This window comes from Azospirillum sp. Sh1, from assembly GCF_008365135.1.
In the GTDB taxonomy this organism is placed as follows: domain Bacteria; phylum Pseudomonadota; class Alphaproteobacteria; order Azospirillales; family Azospirillaceae; genus Azospirillum; species Azospirillum oryzae.
Window position 1 is genome coordinate 1 of sequence record NZ_VTTK01000060.1, and the last position, 17514, is coordinate 17514.

General features: G+C 67.2%; 10 protein-coding genes. 7 read left to right on the forward strand and 3 right to left on the reverse strand.

All coding sequences use genetic code 11. From position 1 onward, the window contains the following. Positions 1-111 precede the first annotated feature (111 nt). Positions 112-2409, reverse strand: a complete 2298-nt coding sequence (locus FZ029_RS31300) for a helicase-related protein (protein ID WP_149273963.1) — start codon at positions 2407-2409, stop codon at positions 112-114. Positions 2410-2840: 431 nt separating this feature from the next. On the opposite strand from FZ029_RS31300, the gene FZ029_RS31305 reads away from it, so the two are divergent. From FZ029_RS31305 to FZ029_RS31325, 5 genes are all read left to right on the forward strand, one after another. Continuing rightward, positions 2841-3677 (forward strand): WecB/TagA/CpsF family glycosyltransferase, encoded by an 837-nt coding sequence (locus FZ029_RS31305; protein ID WP_247892588.1) that lies wholly within the window; start codon positions 2841-2843, stop codon positions 3675-3677. A gap of 3 nt (positions 3678-3680) precedes the next feature. Next, a complete protein-coding gene (locus tag FZ029_RS31310) occupies positions 3681-6023 on the forward strand; it encodes a polysaccharide biosynthesis tyrosine autokinase (RefSeq protein ID WP_211104270.1) in 2343 nt (780 codons plus the stop codon). A gap of 247 nt (positions 6024-6270) precedes the next feature. After that, positions 6271-7494: an endo-1,4-beta-xylanase gene (locus FZ029_RS31315; RefSeq protein ID WP_247892589.1), complete on the forward strand. Its 1224-nt coding sequence runs from the start codon at positions 6271-6273 to the stop codon at positions 7492-7494. A gap of 158 nt (positions 7495-7652) precedes the next feature. Beyond that, entirely contained in the window at positions 7653-8618 is a 966-nt protein-coding gene (locus FZ029_RS31320) for a class I SAM-dependent methyltransferase (protein ID WP_149273969.1), read from the forward strand. A gap of 221 nt (positions 8619-8839) precedes the next feature. Next, a complete protein-coding gene (locus FZ029_RS31325; protein WP_149273971.1) occupies positions 8840-11353 on the forward strand; it encodes a carbohydrate-binding domain-containing protein in 2514 nt (837 codons plus the stop codon). An 86-nt stretch (positions 11354-11439) separates the two neighbouring features. Here FZ029_RS31325 and FZ029_RS31330 read toward each other — a convergent pair whose 3' ends face one another. Both FZ029_RS31330 and FZ029_RS31335 read right to left on the reverse strand, forming a co-directional pair. Then, positions 11440-12087 (reverse strand): serine acetyltransferase, encoded by a 648-nt coding sequence (locus tag FZ029_RS31330; protein WP_149273973.1) that lies wholly within the window; start codon positions 12085-12087, stop codon positions 11440-11442. Between the two features lie 54 nt (positions 12088-12141). Next, positions 12142-13632 (reverse strand): lipopolysaccharide biosynthesis protein, encoded by a 1491-nt coding sequence (locus tag FZ029_RS31335; protein ID WP_149201246.1) that lies wholly within the window; start codon positions 13630-13632, stop codon positions 12142-12144. Positions 13633-14455: 823 nt separating this feature from the next. Here FZ029_RS31335 and FZ029_RS31340 point away from each other — a divergent pair. Then, positions 14456-15907, forward strand: a complete 1452-nt coding sequence (locus tag FZ029_RS31340) for an exopolysaccharide biosynthesis polyprenyl glycosylphosphotransferase (RefSeq protein ID WP_149273975.1) — start codon at positions 14456-14458, stop codon at positions 15905-15907. 247 nt (positions 15908-16154) lie between these two features. Continuing rightward, on the forward strand, positions 16155-17468 hold the full coding sequence (locus tag FZ029_RS31345; protein WP_149201244.1) for an O-antigen ligase family protein: 1314 nt from the start codon (positions 16155-16157) through the stop codon (positions 17466-17468). Positions 17469-17514: the final 46 nt, after the last annotated feature.

Consider the following 17514-nt stretch of genomic DNA (forward strand, 5'->3'; position numbering starts at 1 on the left):
GGAGCTGGGGTTAAGCCCCCCCCCCCCCCCCCCCGCGGGGGGGGGGGGGGGGGGGGGGGGGGATGCAGGAGGTGGATTCTTGGGGAAGGGCCGTCGCGCTCCCCCCCCACCCTAACCCTCTCCCCGGGGGGGAGAGGGGATTGCGCTTCTCCGCTTTGAGCCACGGCCTGTGCGGGGACCACCCCGGCCGGTGTCGCGCCCGCCTTCCTTCGCCACCGGATGGTGGAAGTGGTGGGGGTGGCCGACCGGCTTCTCGCCGTTGCCACGCTCCGGTCCACCACGACGGCCGCCGCGGCGATCCTCGACGCGGCTGCTGTAACAATTGTCGCAGACGCGGAAACGGTGGTTGGCCTTCAGCCGCGCGCCGCAGACCGGGCAGGCACGGGCGAGCGAGCGCTCGGCGAGCGTCCGCTCGATGAAGGCGTTCAGGTGCGCCCGGCGCTCCTGGCACAGATCCATCTCGGGATAGGCGTCGGGGAAGCGGTAGGCCAGCCAGGCGTAGGCGGTCAGTTCCTTCACCGCGCGCTCGGCCTTCTCCAGCTCCACGTCGGTGCCGACACTGTGACGGAAGCGCTCGGCGGCGTCGGGGGCGGCGTTGGGGATGCCCCTGCCCTGGTTGACCGCCCAGCCGCCGAGAAGGCGCAGGTTGTTCTGGTCGCGGGTGTCGATCGGGCAGCGGGCCAGCATGTCGCGCTGCGCCAGCGGCAGCTTGGCGCGGTCCACTGCCGCCGCCGCCTGGATGCGCTGTTCCAGGTCGGTCATGCGGAAGGTCTGGTTGGCGCGCAGCAGTTCCTGCCCGGCGGTGCGCAGCACCTTGGCCAGGCTGTCGGTGTCCAGTTCGCGCGCGATGGCCTCGACATGGCTGAGATTGGGCGAGATCCACGACCGCGGGTCTTCCGGCGGCACCGGCGGCGAGGTCAGCGCCCGGCGCACCGGGTTGATGTTCTCGCCGTCCAGCACGGCGACGCGGCCTTCCTCATGCATGCCGAACCGGCCGGCCCGGCCGCCGATCTGCCGGATCTCCGACGCGGTCAGCTCGCGCTCCTCGCGCCCGTCATATTTGCGGGTGGTGGACAGCACGACGCGGGCGACCGGCAGGTTCAGCCCCATGCCGATGGCGTCGGTCGCCACCAGCACATCGGCGGTGCCCTCGCGGAAACGGCGTGCCTCGGCGCGGCGGACCTCCGGCGACAGGGCGCCGTAGATCACCGCGACATTGTGGTTGCGGCCCAGCAGGTCGTGTCGCAGAGCCATCACGTCCTTGCGCGAGAAGGCGATCAGGGCGTCGCCCGGCTTCACCTCCTCCAGCTTCACCCGCTCCTCCTGGACACGCAGCGGCGACTTGCGGGTGAACTCGACGACCTCCAGCTCCTCGCCCATCGCGTCGGCCAGACGCTTGACGTAGGGAATGGCGTCGGCCGATCCGGTCATCAGGATTTCCGGAGCGGCCACGCCGGCTACCGCCTGGGTCCAGGCCCAGCCGCGGTCGGGATCGCCGATCATCTGGATCTCGTCGATGACGCAGGCGCCCCATACCTTGGACGTGTTCACCATCTCGATGGTGGAGGAGGTGAAGGCGGCACCGGGCCGCACGTCGCGCTCCTCGCCGGTGACGAGGCTGCAGGGGCGGCCGCGCGTCTCCAGCGCCTCCTGCCCTTCCAGCGCCAGCAGGCGCAGCGGCGCGAGGTAGCAGCCGCTCTCGGCCTCCGCCAGCCGGTCCATCGCCGCGTGGGTCTTGCCCGAATTGGTCGGGCCGACGTAAAGCCGCAGCTTGCGGATCATCGCGCGGGCGGTGGCGAAGCTGTCCAGATAGACGCCCATGCCGGACGCATCCTCCAGCCGCTCCCGCCGCACCTTCAGGCCGGCGCGGGATGCTGCGGTGGAGAAGGCCTCCTCCATCGCGTCGAGCAGGGTCTGCAGGCGCGGAATCCGGCCACCGAAGCCGACGACGCGGCCCAGCTCGTCGGCGAAGCCCTTCGGCCGCCAGGACTCGCCGAAGCCGGCCGCCCGCTGCGCCATCGAGGCGAACCAGCCGTCGACGCGGTCCTTCGCCTTGGCGATGGCGGGAGAGGACAGGCAGGCGCCCTTCACCCGCTTGCCCAGCGCCTTGGCCTGCGGCCGGCCGAAGCCCTCGTCGATGGTCAGCAGGCCCCACAGGTCCGCCTCGATGTCCGGCAGCGGGCCGAGCGCCACCTTGAAGCGCAGCTTCAGCTTGCGATCGGTGCCGGGGATCTGGACGAGGTGGTTGACCGCGACCGACCAGCGCGCCGGGGTGCTGTCGGCATCCACCTCGATCCCGTCGCCGCGCACCACGGCGGCCACCGCGCGCAGGGCGTCGCGGCGGTCGAATTCGTCGGCGGTGCCGGGCGTGCGGCCCGAACGGGCGTTGTCGGAGGTGTCGTCGGTCATGGATCGTCTTTTCTTGGAATTGCCCCGGTCATGCAAGCGCTTCGGCTGATCGGGTCGGCCGCACAGCCGATCCATCCGGCTGGTGGGCAGGCCGGTGGTTGCGTCATCCGACAACAGCCATAGAGCGCCAGGGTCTCTCTTTATGGCCGGGGTCCCTCTTTATGGGTCTGACCGGTCGATTCGGCAAGCCGAATCCCCCGAAGGGAGCAAGCCCGGGCTAATTCGAATCCGTCGCCGTTTCGCCGATCTCGCCCGTGCGAAAAGGGGGGAGGACCGGCCACATAGAGCCACGCAGGTTTGGTGGCCGGCCCCAACGGGTTAGCCGCCGCCGCCCGGCGGACAGGCCCGACATCAGGCCAGGCCGGATCGACCGCAAGACCGGTCGCGAAACGGTCAATGCTTTGTTCCGACTAATTTTTTGGGAGATGCGCATGCCGAACCCTCGTGAGGTCCTGGAACTGATCGAGCGCATGCGGTGCATTTCGAACGACGGCGAGCGTCGTGCCCTGATCGATTATCTGGGCGCGGTGGACCGTCCGACGGTGCTGTCCTTCCTGAACGCGCATGGCCTGAACGTCTGCATGGGCTCGGACGCGGCGCTGGCCGCCTTCGCTTCGTCGGACGTCCTGCTGCGCGACGGGATCGGGTTGCAGGCGGTGCTGCCGGTGCTGGGCCGGCCGGCCGGCCTGAACATGAACGGCACCGACTTCATCCCGCTGCTGCTGAAATCCCTCACCTCCCGCAGCGTCGCCATTTACGGCACCGCCACCCCGTGGCTGGACCGTGCCCGCGTCGTCCTGGAAGCGGCCACCCCGCACCGCTACGCCGACCTGCAGCACGGCTTTCACCCGACGGAGCATTACATCGCCCAGGCGCGGGCCACCCGCCCCGACGTCATCCTGCTCGCCATGGGCATGCCCAAGCAGGAAGAGATCGCGACGGAGCTGAAGCGCGCTCTGGACCATCCGGTGCTGATCGTCAACGGCGGCGCCATCGTCGATTTCCTGGCCGGCCGCTTCAAGCGCGCTCCGGAAGCGGTCCAGCGCTCCGGCCTGGAATGGGCCTTCCGTCTGGCGCAAGAGCCCCGCCGGCTGTTCCGCCGCTATTGCATCGGTGCCTTCGGCTTCGCCTGGAGCACCATCCGCCTTCGCCGTGCCGCATCCCTCCGCGCCCGCGGATCGGGCGCCGCAGCGCCCGCTTCCACCCGGATCTCCCCCCGGATCTCCCAGTCGACGATCCGCCGGTCGCCTATCCAGAAGGAGCTTTGAGACGTGGAAAATCTTCCCCAGATCAATAACGGAGGTCCGGGCGGCCCGCCGGCTCCGGCATGGCCCACCCAGGCCGGCCACCACATGCCGCGCGACTTCGACGGTCCGGCTCCGGCGATGGGCCCCGACTTCCGCTTCATCCTGCGGGTGCTGGCGGCCCACAAGACGCTGATCGCCGCCATCGTGCTGGCGCTGACCGCGCTGTCGGCCTTCGGCGTCTCGCTGATGAAGGACAAATACACCTCCGAAGCGCTTCTGCTGGTCGACAACCGGCAAGTCCGCGTCGTCCGTGCGGAGGATCAGGCGCTGAACGCGATCACGCCGGAAGACAGCGCGATCCTCAGCGAGATCGAAATCCTGAAGTCGACGGCGGTGCTGACCCAATCGATCGCCGATCTGGGGCTGGCGACCAACCCCGAATTCAACCCGCCGGTCCAGTCCGACGACAGCAAGCCCTTCATCGAGCGCGCCACCGCCTGGACGCGCGAACAGGCCCATGCCGTCTTCGGTCCCGACCTGCCGGGCTTCGTCGACGCGGTCCTGGCCCATGGCGACGACATGACCAAGGACACCCACCTGCGCGAGACCCGCGCCGCCGACAGCATCGACGGCGTTCTGGACCGCGTCCGCCGCAATCTGGAAGTCGGCATCGTCGGCCGGTCACGCGTGATCCAGGTCCGCTACACCTCGCTCGATCCGGAAATCGCCCAGAAGGTGGTCGACACCGTCGTCCACCGCTACATGGAAACCCGCCAGCAGATGGACCGCGACCTGTCCACCAGCGCCGTCGCCTGGCTGGAAGACCGCATCGGCACCCTGCGCAAGGAAGTGGCCGCGGCCGACACCAAGGTCGACGCCGTCCGCTTCAAGGCCGGTCTGGTCAGGAACGGCACCAACGGCCTGATGGCGACCACCGAGCTTGAGCAGGCCCGCCTGCGTCTGGCCGAGGCCGCCGCCAACCGCGCCCGCGCCGTCGCCCAGGCCCAGACGCTGGAGCGCAGCACCGGCAACGGCGGCAGCCTCGCCTCCCCGGTCGTCGCCCAGCTGCGCGCCACGGTCGCGTCGATCTCCACCGAACTGGCCCAGCTGTCGCGCCAGTATGGTCCGAAGCACCCGCGCATCCAGGAACTGCAGGCCCGCCTGAACGAGGCGAACTCCTCGCTGCAGCAGGAGGTCCGCCACGAGATCGCCGGCGTCCGCGAAGCGGCCAACGTCGCCGTCGAGCAGGAAAACGCCCTGAAGTCGATGATCGCCAAGCTGGAATCCGGCTATCAGACCATGGCCGAGGAAGCGGTGCCGCTGCGCACGCTGGAGGCCGAGGCCCAGGCCAAGCGCCAGTTGCTGGACAGCCTGCTCGGCCGTCTGGAAGAGGTGCAGGCCCAGCAGGACAACCGCGCCTTCCCGACCGCCGTCAAGCTGGTCTCGGCGCCGCAGGTCCCGCATGAGCCGTCGGGTCCCTTCCGCATCCTGCTGCTGCTGGCCGGTTTCGTCGCCTCGCTCGCCGTCGCCGTCTTCATCGTCTTCGGCATCGAGCTGTTCCAGCGCCGCATCCGCACCCCGGACGCCGTCCGCCGCATCCTGGGCGTGGGCACGGTCCACATCGTCCCGCACCACTCCACCCGCGGCGCCCGCGGCCGTCTGGACCAGATCTTCCAGAACCACCCCTTCTCGCTGTTCTCCGAATCGATGCGCGCCCTGTTCCGCAACCATCTGGCGGACATGGGTCCGGTCGGCTCCATCGCCGTCACCTCGGCCCGCCCGCAGGACGGCAAGACGTCGATGAGCCTCGCCGTCGCCCAGGTCGCGGCCCAGGCCGGCCGCCGCGTGGTGGTGGTCGACACCGACTTCCGGCGGTCGCGCATCGATGCCCTGTTCAACCTGTCGGCCAAGAAGGGCCTGTCGGACTGGATTTCCGGCACCGCGACCCTGGACGAGATCGTGCACAGCAGCGAAGACGCGCCCTATGCGATGATCCCGGCCGGCCGCCTGATGTCGGAGACGCTGGACCGCTTCAACGTCGACGGCCTGATCCACCTGATGGCCGGCCTGTCGCCGCACTTCGATCTGGTCGTCTTCGACACCGCCCCGGCGCTGGCCGTGTCGGATGCCCGCATCGTCTGCGGCGCCGCGTCGAAGGTGATGTTCGTCAGCCGCTGGGGCCACACCACGGCCAGCGACCTGCAGGCGGTCGCCGATCTGGGGCCGATCGACCATTCGAAGTTCGTGGCGGTGATGACCGACGTGAACCTGAAGAAGGCGGCCTCGCGCGGTTACCAGGGTCCCTACAACAGCTACGTGGCGACCCGGAAATACTATGGCGACACCACCCTGCGGACCGCTCCGTAAAGCAGGCAGGGTAACCTGAAGCTCCTTCTACCCGAGGCCCTTCCCTCACCGACGCTGCGGCGTCCGGAGGGAGGGGTCTCTTCATGGCAACGAACACCCTCTCGCGGGACGGGAGAGGGTGTTTATGACCGGCCCCCGCGACAGGACAGGAAGAGAGCCCCTTCGCATGACCGAGAGTCCGAAGCCCGGTTTTCCCAAATGGCGCCCCCAATGGCGCCCTGAATGGCGTCCAAGCCGGCGCGATCTGATGTGGACCGCCGCCGCCGGCGCGGTGCTGGCGAGCTGCCGCGGCGCCAGCGGCCCGGCCCCGGCGGAGGCCGCCGCAACCCACGCAGAGGCGGCGGAGCCGGCGGTGACCCTGCGCGAGGCCTGCCGGGCGCTGGGCATCCGCCACGGTGCCGCCCGCGACCATTTCGTCGATCCGGAAGACCCCATGCTCGACCGGCTGATGGCGCGCGAATGCGATGTCGTCACCCCGGAGAATGGCGGCAAATGGGGAGTCTTCCAGCATACGGAGGGTAATTTCGACTGGCGCCGCTTCGATGCGGCGGTGGAACTGGCGCGCAGCATCGGCGCGACGCCGAACTGGCACACCATCATCTGGCAGCATATGGGCATGCCGCCCTACATGAAGCTGCCGGCGGCCCGGCAGGCGGAGCTGGGCATTTCGGAAAGCGCTTATTTCTCGCCCGAGGGCACGCTGAGCGAGGAGAATGTCTGGCCGCGCTTCACCGGCGTCGTCGAGGCGGTGCGGCAGCGCTACGGCGATATCTTCTACCGCATCGACGTGGCCAACGAGGTCTTCTTCTGGGAAACGGCGGAAAGCCACCCGCGCCAGCAGGACCGCTACGGCTTCCGCCGCGGCATGTGGTGGGTGGCGGCCGGCGGGGCGGAGAAAGGGCCGGAATGGCTCGATCCCTTCTTCCACCATGTGCACAAGGCCTTCCCGAAGGCGAAGCTCGTGCTGAACGAGTTCGGCATCGAGATCGACGAGGGCTGGCAGCAGCGCAAGCGCGCCTATCTGCTCGACTGGCTGACCGGGGCGGTGAAGCGCGGCGTGCCGATCCACGGCATCGGGCTGCAGAGCCACCTGATCGGCGGCAAGCCCTATGACAGCGCCGGCATGCGCAAGTTCCTGCGCGCCGTCGACAAGCTGGGCCTCGCCGTCCATCTGACGGAGATGGATGTCGACGAGACGCGCCTGCCCCGATCCTGGTCGCGGGCGGAGAAGGACCGGGCGATGGCCCAGCTGGCCCGCCAGTATCTGGCCGACATGCTGGACAATGCGCGGGTGGAGGAACTGTGCTGGTGGCACCTGCGCTCAGACCTGAATTTCATCGCGCGCGAACATCCCGACCTTCACCCCCACCCCTCCCCCTATGACGAGAACTCACGGCCGCTGCCGCTCTACACGGCGGTGGTGGACACGCTGCGGGAAAAGGCGCGCACCGGCAGGGTGCGGTCAGGCTGATGTCCGGCGAGGGCGATGCGCAGGGGAGGTAAGCCTCTGTCGATCGCCTCCCCCTCCGACAGGTCCGCGTGTTTTCTCCTTCGCGTGCGGGCGCCGGTTCCCATGCCCGATTAGAGTCCTTCATTGCGTCCGGCACCCCCCTGATGGAGAGGTCGATCGTGCAGAATACAGCCGACACGTTGCCGATGGATCGGCTGCCCGCCGACCGGAGGACCGACGACGCCCTCGTCGAGCGCTACCGGAGGAAGTTCCACCTTTCGCCGTCCTATCCGCTGACCGTCGAGATGGTGCAGCGTCACTGGACCCTGGAACGGCGGCTTGCCCGCGAGTTGATGGAGACCAAGCCGGAAGAGCGGTGGGATGCCTTCGAGAAGGCCTACACCACGCTCTACACCAGCTGCCCCTGGCTGAACGAGGCGGAGGACGACGCCCACACCCGCAACGACGACTTGGACTTCCGCCATTTCCTGACCCTGCTGGGCGGGCCGCAGGATGTCTACGAGGTCGGATCGGGCAAGGCGCGGCTGCTGCGCTACCTCGCCCGCCACGGTTACCGCTGCGTCGCGACGGAAGTGACGCGCGAGCGTGGCGCCAACTGGATCGAACAGGAATCCAACGTCACCTGGAAGAACAGCGACGGCGTGCATCTGGCCCAATTCGAGCCGGCCGGCCGCTATGACAGCGTGGTCTCCACCCATGTGGTGGAGCACATGCACCCCGACGACGTCGTCACCCACATGACGAACGTCCACACCATCCTGAAGCCGGGCGGCAAATATGTCCTGAGCATGCCGCACAAGTTCGCCGGTCCGGCCGACCTGTCGGAGGTGTTCGGGCTGCAGGAGCCGGTCTGCATGCATCTGCGCGAATATGGCTGGGGCGAGACCGCGGCGATGCTGCGCGAAGCCGGCTTCGGCCGCGTGGAGGCGGTCTATGTCGTGCCGATGGCGGTGCGCCGCCACATGAATCTGCATTTCGCCAGCCGTGCCTATTTCGGCTACATGCGGGTGGTCGAGGCATTTTTGGGACGGCTTCCATTAACCCTAAATCGCAAGCTCGGAAGGATAGGTCAGCTCTATATGTTCCGGCCTGAGGTGTTCCTGGTCGCGCACAAACCGCGCTGACGCCGTGAGCGAACACGGAAATTCATTTCCGTTCAATATGTTGCCTCCACAAAAAACCCCTTTGTTGCTGCAATGCATCGACAAAGGGGTTTTTTGTGTCTCATTCTTTTCACAAGTGATAGTGGCATTAGAGCCTCATTTCGCTAAAATTTGAAATAGCTCGTTAACCTTTTCCGGCCAGTCTGGGCTCCAGCGAAAACACGGAAAAGAGGATGCTTCCAATGGCAACGAGCCCCGTCGATACGACCTTCGTAGTCAATGCCTCGGGTGTGTCTGCCGGAGGAGTCTGGCCGCACTTCAAGTTCCTCGTCGATGGCGTGGCCGTCGGCCAGGCGACGGTCAATTCCACCAGCGCCGGCCGGTACAGCTTCACCACCAAGGTGGCGCCCGACGCCGCGCACAAGGTCCAGGTCGTGTACGACAACGACTGGATGTCCACCGACAAGGCCGGCATGTACCGCGACCTGGTCGTCAAGTCGATCGAAGTCAACGGCAAGACCATCGCTTCCACCAGCTCGACGGTCTCCTACGCCGCTGACGGCCAGGGCACCCTGTCCGGCCGCGAAGTGCTGTCCTGGAGCGGCTCGCTCGATTTCAACATGTCCAAGGACCTGTTCGCCAGCGCCGCCGGGACCCCGACCACGCCCACGACGCCGACCACCCCGACCACCGGCGGCACGCCGATCGTCGTGAATGCGTATGGCACGGCGGCCGGCGGCGTGAACGCCCATTTCAAGGTCATGGTCGACGGCAAGCAGATCGGTGAAGGCACCGCCGGCACCGCCGCCAAGGACTTCACCTTCAACGCGAACGTGGCCGCGGACGTCGCCCACAAGGTCCAGATCCAATACGACAACGACGGCGTGGTCGGCAGCGTCGACCGCAACCTGCACGTCAACAAGATCACCATCGGCGGCCATGCCGTCGCCCCGACCGACAGCATCGTGTCGATCGACAAGGGCGCGCTGGACGGCCGGGATATCGTCGCCGGCCAGAAGGCGATGTGGTGGAACGGCACCATGGAGGTGAAGGCCGACAAGTCCTGGTTCGCCGGCAGCACCACCGGCCCGACCAACCCGACGACCAAGCCGACGCTTTCGGTTAGCGACGTGTCGGTGACCGAACCGACCGGCAGCACCTCCTCCGGCGGCATCCAGGGCTTCCTGCACACCCAGGGCAACCAGATCGTCGACGAGGCCGGCAACACCGTCCGCCTGACCGGCGTGAACTGGTTCGGCGGCGAGGGCTACAACTACGTGCCCGCCGGCCTGTGGGCCGACAGCTACCAGGGCCACCTGGAGAAGATGAAGTCGGTCGGCTTCAACACCATCCGCCTGACCATGTCGGACGAGATGTTCGACAGCTCGGCGGTGACCAACGGCATCGACTATTCCAAGAACCCGGACCTGGCCGGCCTGACCCGCCTGCAGGTCTACGACAAGGTCATCGACTATGCCGGCAAGCTCGGCATGAAGGTGATCCTCGACCACCACCGCAACGACGGCGGCGCCGGCACCAACGAACACGGGCTGTGGTACACCAGCAAGCACCCGGAATCGACGGTGATCGCCAACTGGAAGATGCTGGCCAAGCATTATGCCGGCAACGAGACCGTCATCGGCGCCGATCTGCACAACGAGCCGAGCGTCACCGCCACCTGGGGCGGCAGCGCCGCCACCGACTGGGCCTCGGCCGCCGAGCGCATCGGCAACGCCATCCAGACCGTGAACAAGGACTGGCTGCTGTTCGTCGAAGGCACGGAGTGGAGCAGCACGCTGGCCGGTGCGCAGTCGCGCCCGATCCACTTCGACACCCCCAACAAGCTCGTCTACTCGCCGCATGCCTACGGCCATAGCGTCGGCAACTTCAGCTGGTTGAACGATCCGGCCTATCCGAACAACCTGCCGGCCCAGTACGACAAGATGTGGGGCTACCTGTACAAGAACGACACCGCGCCGATCCTGCTTGGCGAATGGGGTGGCCTGTTCAACAGCTCGGCCGAGCAGACCTGGGCCAAGACCATGGCCAAGTACCTGAACGGCGACTGGAACCTGGACGGCAAGAGCGACATCGCCGCCGGCGACAAGGGCATGAGCTGGACCTTCTGGGCCTGGACGCCGGAATCGGGTGACGTGGGCGGCATCTTGATGGACGACTACAAGACCATCAACCAGTCCAAGATCAACCTGATCAAGCCGGCCATGGAAGGCGCGATCTTCGACACCAACAGCGGCTCCAGCAGCCCGAGCACCGCCAACGCCACCTTCACGGTCAAGCTGTCGGCCGCCTCGGGCAGCCCGGTCACGGTGGACTACTCCACGGTGGACGGCACGGCCAAGGCCGGCTCCGACTACACCGCCACCAACGGCAAGCTGACCTTCGCCGCCGGCGAGACCGCCAAGACGGTGACGGTCAAGGTGCTGAGCGACAGCGTGACGGAAGGCAACGAGACCTTCAGCCTGAAGATCTCCAACCCGACCGCCGCGACCCTTGCCGACGCCACCGGCACCGGCACCATCGTCGACGCCTCCGCCGCGAAGGCCGCCGCCGCTTCGCTCAGCTCGGCCGACCTGCTGGCCCACACGGTGACGGCTGCCAACGACACGACCGCCGGCGACCTGCCGACGGCCACCGTCGCCAGCATCGACAGCTCGGTCACCGACCTGTCGCACACCGCCTACGACACCGCCTATCACGGCATGGAGTGGCACGACCCGATGGCCCACGCGGCCTAAGGATCGGCTTCACCGCAACCGGTGTAACGATGAAGGAGGGGGCCGGCAGCCACGCTGCCGGCCCCTTTCCGTCTTGTGTCCGGCAATCAGCCGGGAACGGGCGACGCCTGTGCGGCGGTGGTCTGGGAGGAGAGCGTGCCGACCGGGGCCGGATGCGGGATGTCGGGTATGGTGACCTCCGCCACCGCCTTTCCCGGATTGCCGGCGACGACGGTGCGCCGGGGCATCGGCTTGGTGACGACGGAGGACGCGGCGACGATGCACTCGTCGCCGACGCTGACGCCGATGATCACCGCATGCGGCCCGACCCAGACGCCATCGCCCAGTTCCGGGTAATGGGTCACCCGGCCGCTGGGGAGCAGGTCGTCCTTCTGGCCCAGGGTGACGCCGTGGAACAGGGTGACGTTGGAGCCGATGCGGGCGTTGGCGTTCACCACCAGCCCCCAGCCGTGCAGGATGCGCAGGCCGGGTCCGACCTGGGTCTCCCACGGCAGATCCATGGCCGCCGAATGCTGGGTCCAGCGGTGCAGCAGCCGGCAGACGGCCAGCAGCGGCTTGCGCAGCGGCCCTCCCATCCGGTCGGCCGCCTGGCAGCTGCGCAGGGTGAAGGTCACCCGGAACAAGCGGTTTCCCGCCAGCAGCTTCAGCACCGCTCCGAGGCCGGAACCTCCGCCGTAGCGGATGGCGTCCGCCGCGACCGTCTGCCGATATGTATAGCGCGGAACATCCTGCATCGCGGTGGGATCCTCCCGGTTTAATCGTTGTCAGGCCGACCGTTCGGCTGATCGTTAGGCCGCTTGGGGCCGGCGAAAAAATCGGCCGAGCATGCGGAACAGCATGGCGCGGTCGGTCTTGCCGAAGCTCGGCCCGAACAGGGTGACGACGGCGAACAGCATGGTCAGCCCGACCTTGGCCGCGGCGAAGGTGGGGTTCACCTCGAACCCGAACAGGGCGAGGCCGGCCAGATAGGCGATGGCGGCCGGAGCCAGGATGCCCGTCACCCGCAGGATGCTGAGCGGCGGCTCCTTCGGGCTGAGGCGGCGGCACAGCGTCTCGGTGGCGCAGAGCATCACCAGCTCGCGCCCCAGCACGCCGATGGCACCGCCCATCAGGCCGAGCGGTCCCAGCGTCACCCCCATAATCGCCGTGCCGACCGCCAGACCGCCCAGCGAGATCGCCGGCAGGACGCCGACCTTCTTGGTCTTCACCAGCCCGACCTCGGCATGCATGCGCACGCCGTGCAGCACATAGGCCAGCACCAGCAGCGGCATGCAGGGCAGCACGGTGTCGTATTCGCTGGACGCGATCAGCCACAGCACTTCCGGCGAGGTCAGGGCCATGCCCAGCGCCGCCGCGGACAGCAGGACGACGAACAGGTAGAAGACGAATTCCGACTGCTCGCGCCCGGCGGTGTTGTCGCCGACATCGTGCTGGGCCTCGATCCGGCTGACCGACCAGATCTGCAGGAAGGAGGCGGTCAGGAACATGTAGAGCATGGTGGCGAGCCGCAGCCCGAAGGACAGCACGCCCACCGCCGCCACACCCATCAGCAGGTTGACCAGATAGCGCATGGCGAACTGGTTGCCCATGTCCAGCATGGTCTGCGGCATGAAGGGCAGGCCCAGCAGCGACACCCGCTTCAGGATCCCGAAGGAGAAGCCGACGCCGTTCGCGCCCAGGATCGCCACCGTCAGCGCGATGCCCAGCCCGACGAAGGTGATGGCGTTGGCCAGGAAGATGCCGGTCACACCCAGGTCCATCACCAGCAGGAAGGTGAGGTTGAGGCCGATCAGCCCGACCGCCTTGCCGACCGAGATCAGCAGGCAGGTGCCCGACCGCTTGTGGACGCGGTAATAGGCGAGCGCCAGTTCGAAGACGGCGCTGAACGCGATGCCGGCAAAGGCGAAGGCGATGATCGGCGCCTGATCGCTGCCGCCGAACAGCAGGTGGCTGGCGCCCCATCCCGCCGGCAGCGCCACCGCCAGGAGGAGCAGCGAGGCCGCCCAAAGCCCGATCATGGTGGTGCTGACCACCCGGCTTCGGCCGCGGTTGTCGGCATGTTCGAAATAGACGACGGTGAAGGCGTTGATCATCCCGATCATCAGCATGACCGCGACGATGTCGCCCACGACGCTGATCAGGGCATAGACGCCGAACTCCGCCGGCGACAGGACTTTCGTATAGAGCGGCAGCAGAAGCAGTCCCGCGGCGCGGTTGACCACGTTCGCCACCATGAACATCCAACCATGTTTGATGATCGTACCAGCTTCGAGAGCCATCCGGTTTCCTTCGCCCCCTATAGTCCGCTTCTTTTCCCGGTCCCGCCTGAGAGGGGAGCGCTGCGTCCGCCAAGTCGCATGGGGTGGGTTGCACGGGCGCAGATAAGGAAAAAGAACGCGCCAAATCTTGGCGGCGGCTGGGAAAGCGTCAATTCGACCTTGAAGCGACTGCGGCACTCTTCGGTGCTAGTCACCACGGCTTCGGTCAGAGAAGCAGGACGTTCCGATTAGGCTTTCCGGCGAGCCCGCACGCTGCCTCCTACGCCCCGCAACAGGCAAGGGTTCCTTCGCGCCACGCCCCCGCTCGGAATTGCCCGGCACTTCCCTTCGGTAAATCCAGGTGGCGGACCCACTCCGCAAGTTCGGCGATCACCCCCCTTCGCGTTCCGCCGTTCCGGCCCTTCGGGGAAGGGTTTGCCGTCCTCTACCCAAAAATTGCGGGGATCGAACGTGCCGCCGGAGGTGCGACACCACCTTGCCGCTAACCCGAAACGTTATCCCCGCCGGGGACGGCATCCGAAAGTATCCCCTTAAATATTCGGGTACCCGCACCCTTTGAAACCCGGGTGGTATCGCGGACGCGAAATCAACGCCCGTATGCACTGTTGCTGGCCGAGCCTCCTCATCCTAATTCGTCCTCAACGAACCGCGGATCGGCCGATCGAAATCATGAAAGAGCGATCTTTACATAAATGCGCAGCTGAGATTGAGGCGGCGCAGCAAAGTAAAGACCGGCCGAATCCCAAGAGACGCTGATGACGAGCGACCATCCGCACGAATGGCCGTGCGGTGGCTGGCATTCCCTTCAACCACGGGACCTGCGATGAGCAAACTGGACCCAGATGTGGTCATCGATCTGACCTCGGCGAAAAAGGCGACGATCCCGACGATCGCCCCCGGGCTGCTGCTTGCACTGTCCGACGGGCTGGTCCTCGCCCTGGTGGGGTGGACGCTCAACCATTTCCTCGGTGCCGACGCGCTGACGGAGCCGCTGGAGGCTGCGGCCTGGCAACGATCGCTGGTGACCGGCCTGATGCTGGTGCCTTTGGTCAAGTCGGTGTTCGGCATCTACACGCTGGGCCGATTCGACTATATGGAACGGACGCGGCGGACTTTTCAGGCGGCCTTTCTGTGCTGTGCCGTGCTGGCCGTGCCTTTCATCGTGATGGAGGGCTTCCGTTCCTTCTTCGTGGAGGCGCTGTCGATCGCGCTGCTCGGCTTCGCGGTCACCTATGTCGCCGACCTGCTGCTGATCCAGGGGCTGCTGTCCAGCGCGCTGGACTGGCGCACGCCGGTGGTGATCGTCGGCGCCGGCCCGCAGGGTGCCGCCATCGCCGAGAAGCTGCAGCGCCTGCCCTGGCTCGGCATGCGTCCGGTCGGCTTCGTCGACGACGACGACAGCCTGTGGCAGACCCGCGTCGCCGGCCTGCCGGTGATGGGTCCGGTGGAACTGCTGGCCAAGTCGCCCGCCGTCGCCAGCCAGGCCACCGCCGCCATCGTCGCCGACATGAGCCGCCATGGCAGCGACCTGACCGGCCTCGTGCGCACCCTTCCCTTCCGCCAGGTCTATTGCGTGCTGGGCGAGGGCAACGTCAGCGCGGTCGACGCGACCTATCACAACCTCCACGGCTCGCTGGCCCTGCGCGTCAGCGTCCGTCCGCCGACCGGCTACCTGCGCATCCGCCGCGCCATGGACATCGTGCTGTCGTCCATCCTGCTGGTACTGGTGGCGCCGCTGATGCTGGGTCTCGCCGTCGCCATCAAGCTGGACAGCCCAGGCCCGGTGATGTTCCGCCAGAAGCGCTGGGCCGGCGGCAAGCAGACCTTCGACCTGCTGAAGTTCCGCTCCATGCATGTCGATGCGGAGGAGCAGCTGCAGCAGCTGCTGGAGAACGATCCGATCGCCCGCGAAGAATACATGACCTACCACAAGCTGACGGTCGACCCGCGCATCACCCCGCTCGGCCGCTTCCTGCGCAAGACCTCGCTCGACGAGCTGCCGCAGCTGTGGAACATCCTGATGGGCGACATGAGCCTGATCGGTCCGCGCGCCTACATGCCGAAGGAACTGCCGGAGGTTGGCGAGTCCGCCGCGGTGATCGGCAGCGTCCGTCCGGGCCTGACCGGCTACTGGCAAGTGTCGGGGCGCCACCGCACCACCTTCCAGGAACGCGTGGCGATGGATGTCTTCTATGTCCGCAACTGCGGCCTGCTGTTCGACTTCTTCATCCTCTGCAAGACCGCGGTGATGGTCCTGAAGGGCGACGGGTCGTAACCCGTTCCACCTTGAGCCGGATGCCAGCCGGACCCCCGTGTCACCCGCGCGGGGGTCTTTTTGTTGGAATGCTTCGGCTCCATTCCCTTTTTCGGGCGGCAAAGAATGGGAGGAGCGCGAAAGCGGCTACCTCTTTCGGGTCCGGCCTCCTTCGGTCTAATGCCACCGCCCGGCTACGAGAAGGGGGTGGCGAACCGCATCTTCAGGTCTGCACAGCCGAACGCGGTACGGCAGCAAGGGAAAGCCGATGAAAGTCCTGGATTTTCTGGAAAAGAGCATCGCCGTCATCGGCATCATCGCTTTCGGAGGCTCCGTGCTTCCGCTGATGCTGACCGGCGGCGACCCTCTGGCCGGCGATCTTGAGTCCGCCGGCGTCACCGTCCTCTATGGCGGCCTCTATCTGCTGGTGCTCGCCGCCATCGCGCTGCGGCCGGGCATCGCCTTCCAGATTCCCTTCGCCAGCCCGGCGCTGACGACGATGATGGCCTTCGCCTTCCTGACCGCGCTGTGGTCGCTGTTCCCCGACGTGACGCTGCGCCGGTCGATCGCCTTCATGTTCACGACGGTGTTCGGCATCTGGCTCGCCCTGCGCTTCCGCTTCCCGGAGATCATGCGGCTGCTGGTGGTCGGGCTGTCCTTCCTGATGTTCGTGTCCTTCTTCATGATCTTCGCGATGCCTTCGATCGGGTTGGACAGCGCCCAGCATGTCGGCGCCTGGAAGGGCGTGTTCTTCCAGAAGAACGTGACCGGCCGCATGATGGTCTGGCTGGTGCTGGCGCTGGTCTGGCTGGACTGGCAGAAGGAGCAGAGCCGCTGGGTCACCCGGCCGCTGATCCTGCTGGCGATGCTGCTGATCGTGATGAGCCGGTCCGGCACCGGTCTGGTCACCTCGGTCCTGGTGTCGGTGGCCCTGCTGTCCACCACCATGCTGCGCGGCAGCATCCGCAACTTCGCCCCGACCATGGCGCTGCTGCTGGCCCTCCTGGTCATCATGGTCACGGCCGGCGCCACCTTCTGGTACGACGTGCTCTATGCACTGGGCCGCGACCCGACCCTGACCGGCCGCACCGTGCTGTGGCAGCACATCGTCCACTCCGTCACCGAACGGCCGCTGCTCGGTTACGGCTATGCCGCCTACTGGTTCGGCTTCAACGGGCCGGGCGCCAGCTTCACCCGCGACTGGGGCATCACCTCGGCCCACAGCGGCTGGCTGGAGCTGACGCTCGACCTCGGCCTCGTCGGCGTGGCACTGGTCCTGGTGGTGCTGAGCCGGATGCTGTTCCAGGGCTTCTTTGCCGCCCGCTACGGCAACAGCCGGCCCGAGGCCGCCTGGGCCTTCGCCGTCGGCTGCGCCCTGCTGGCGGTGTCGGTGTCGGAAAGCGTGTTCGCCGAGCGCCATTCCATGAATTGGGTGATCGCAACGATCGCCGTCGTCCGTCTGATCCAGCAAAGCCGCTGGCAGCGCCTGCTGAACGACCGGGCGGAGGAGCAGCATCGCCTGCGGCGGCATGCGCCCGCCGGCGTCGCCCCCGCCTATGCCGGCCAGAGCCGGGCGCTCTAGCCACTGACCTGACCATCGATTTCGGGCCCCCGGCCCCTCTCCCAGC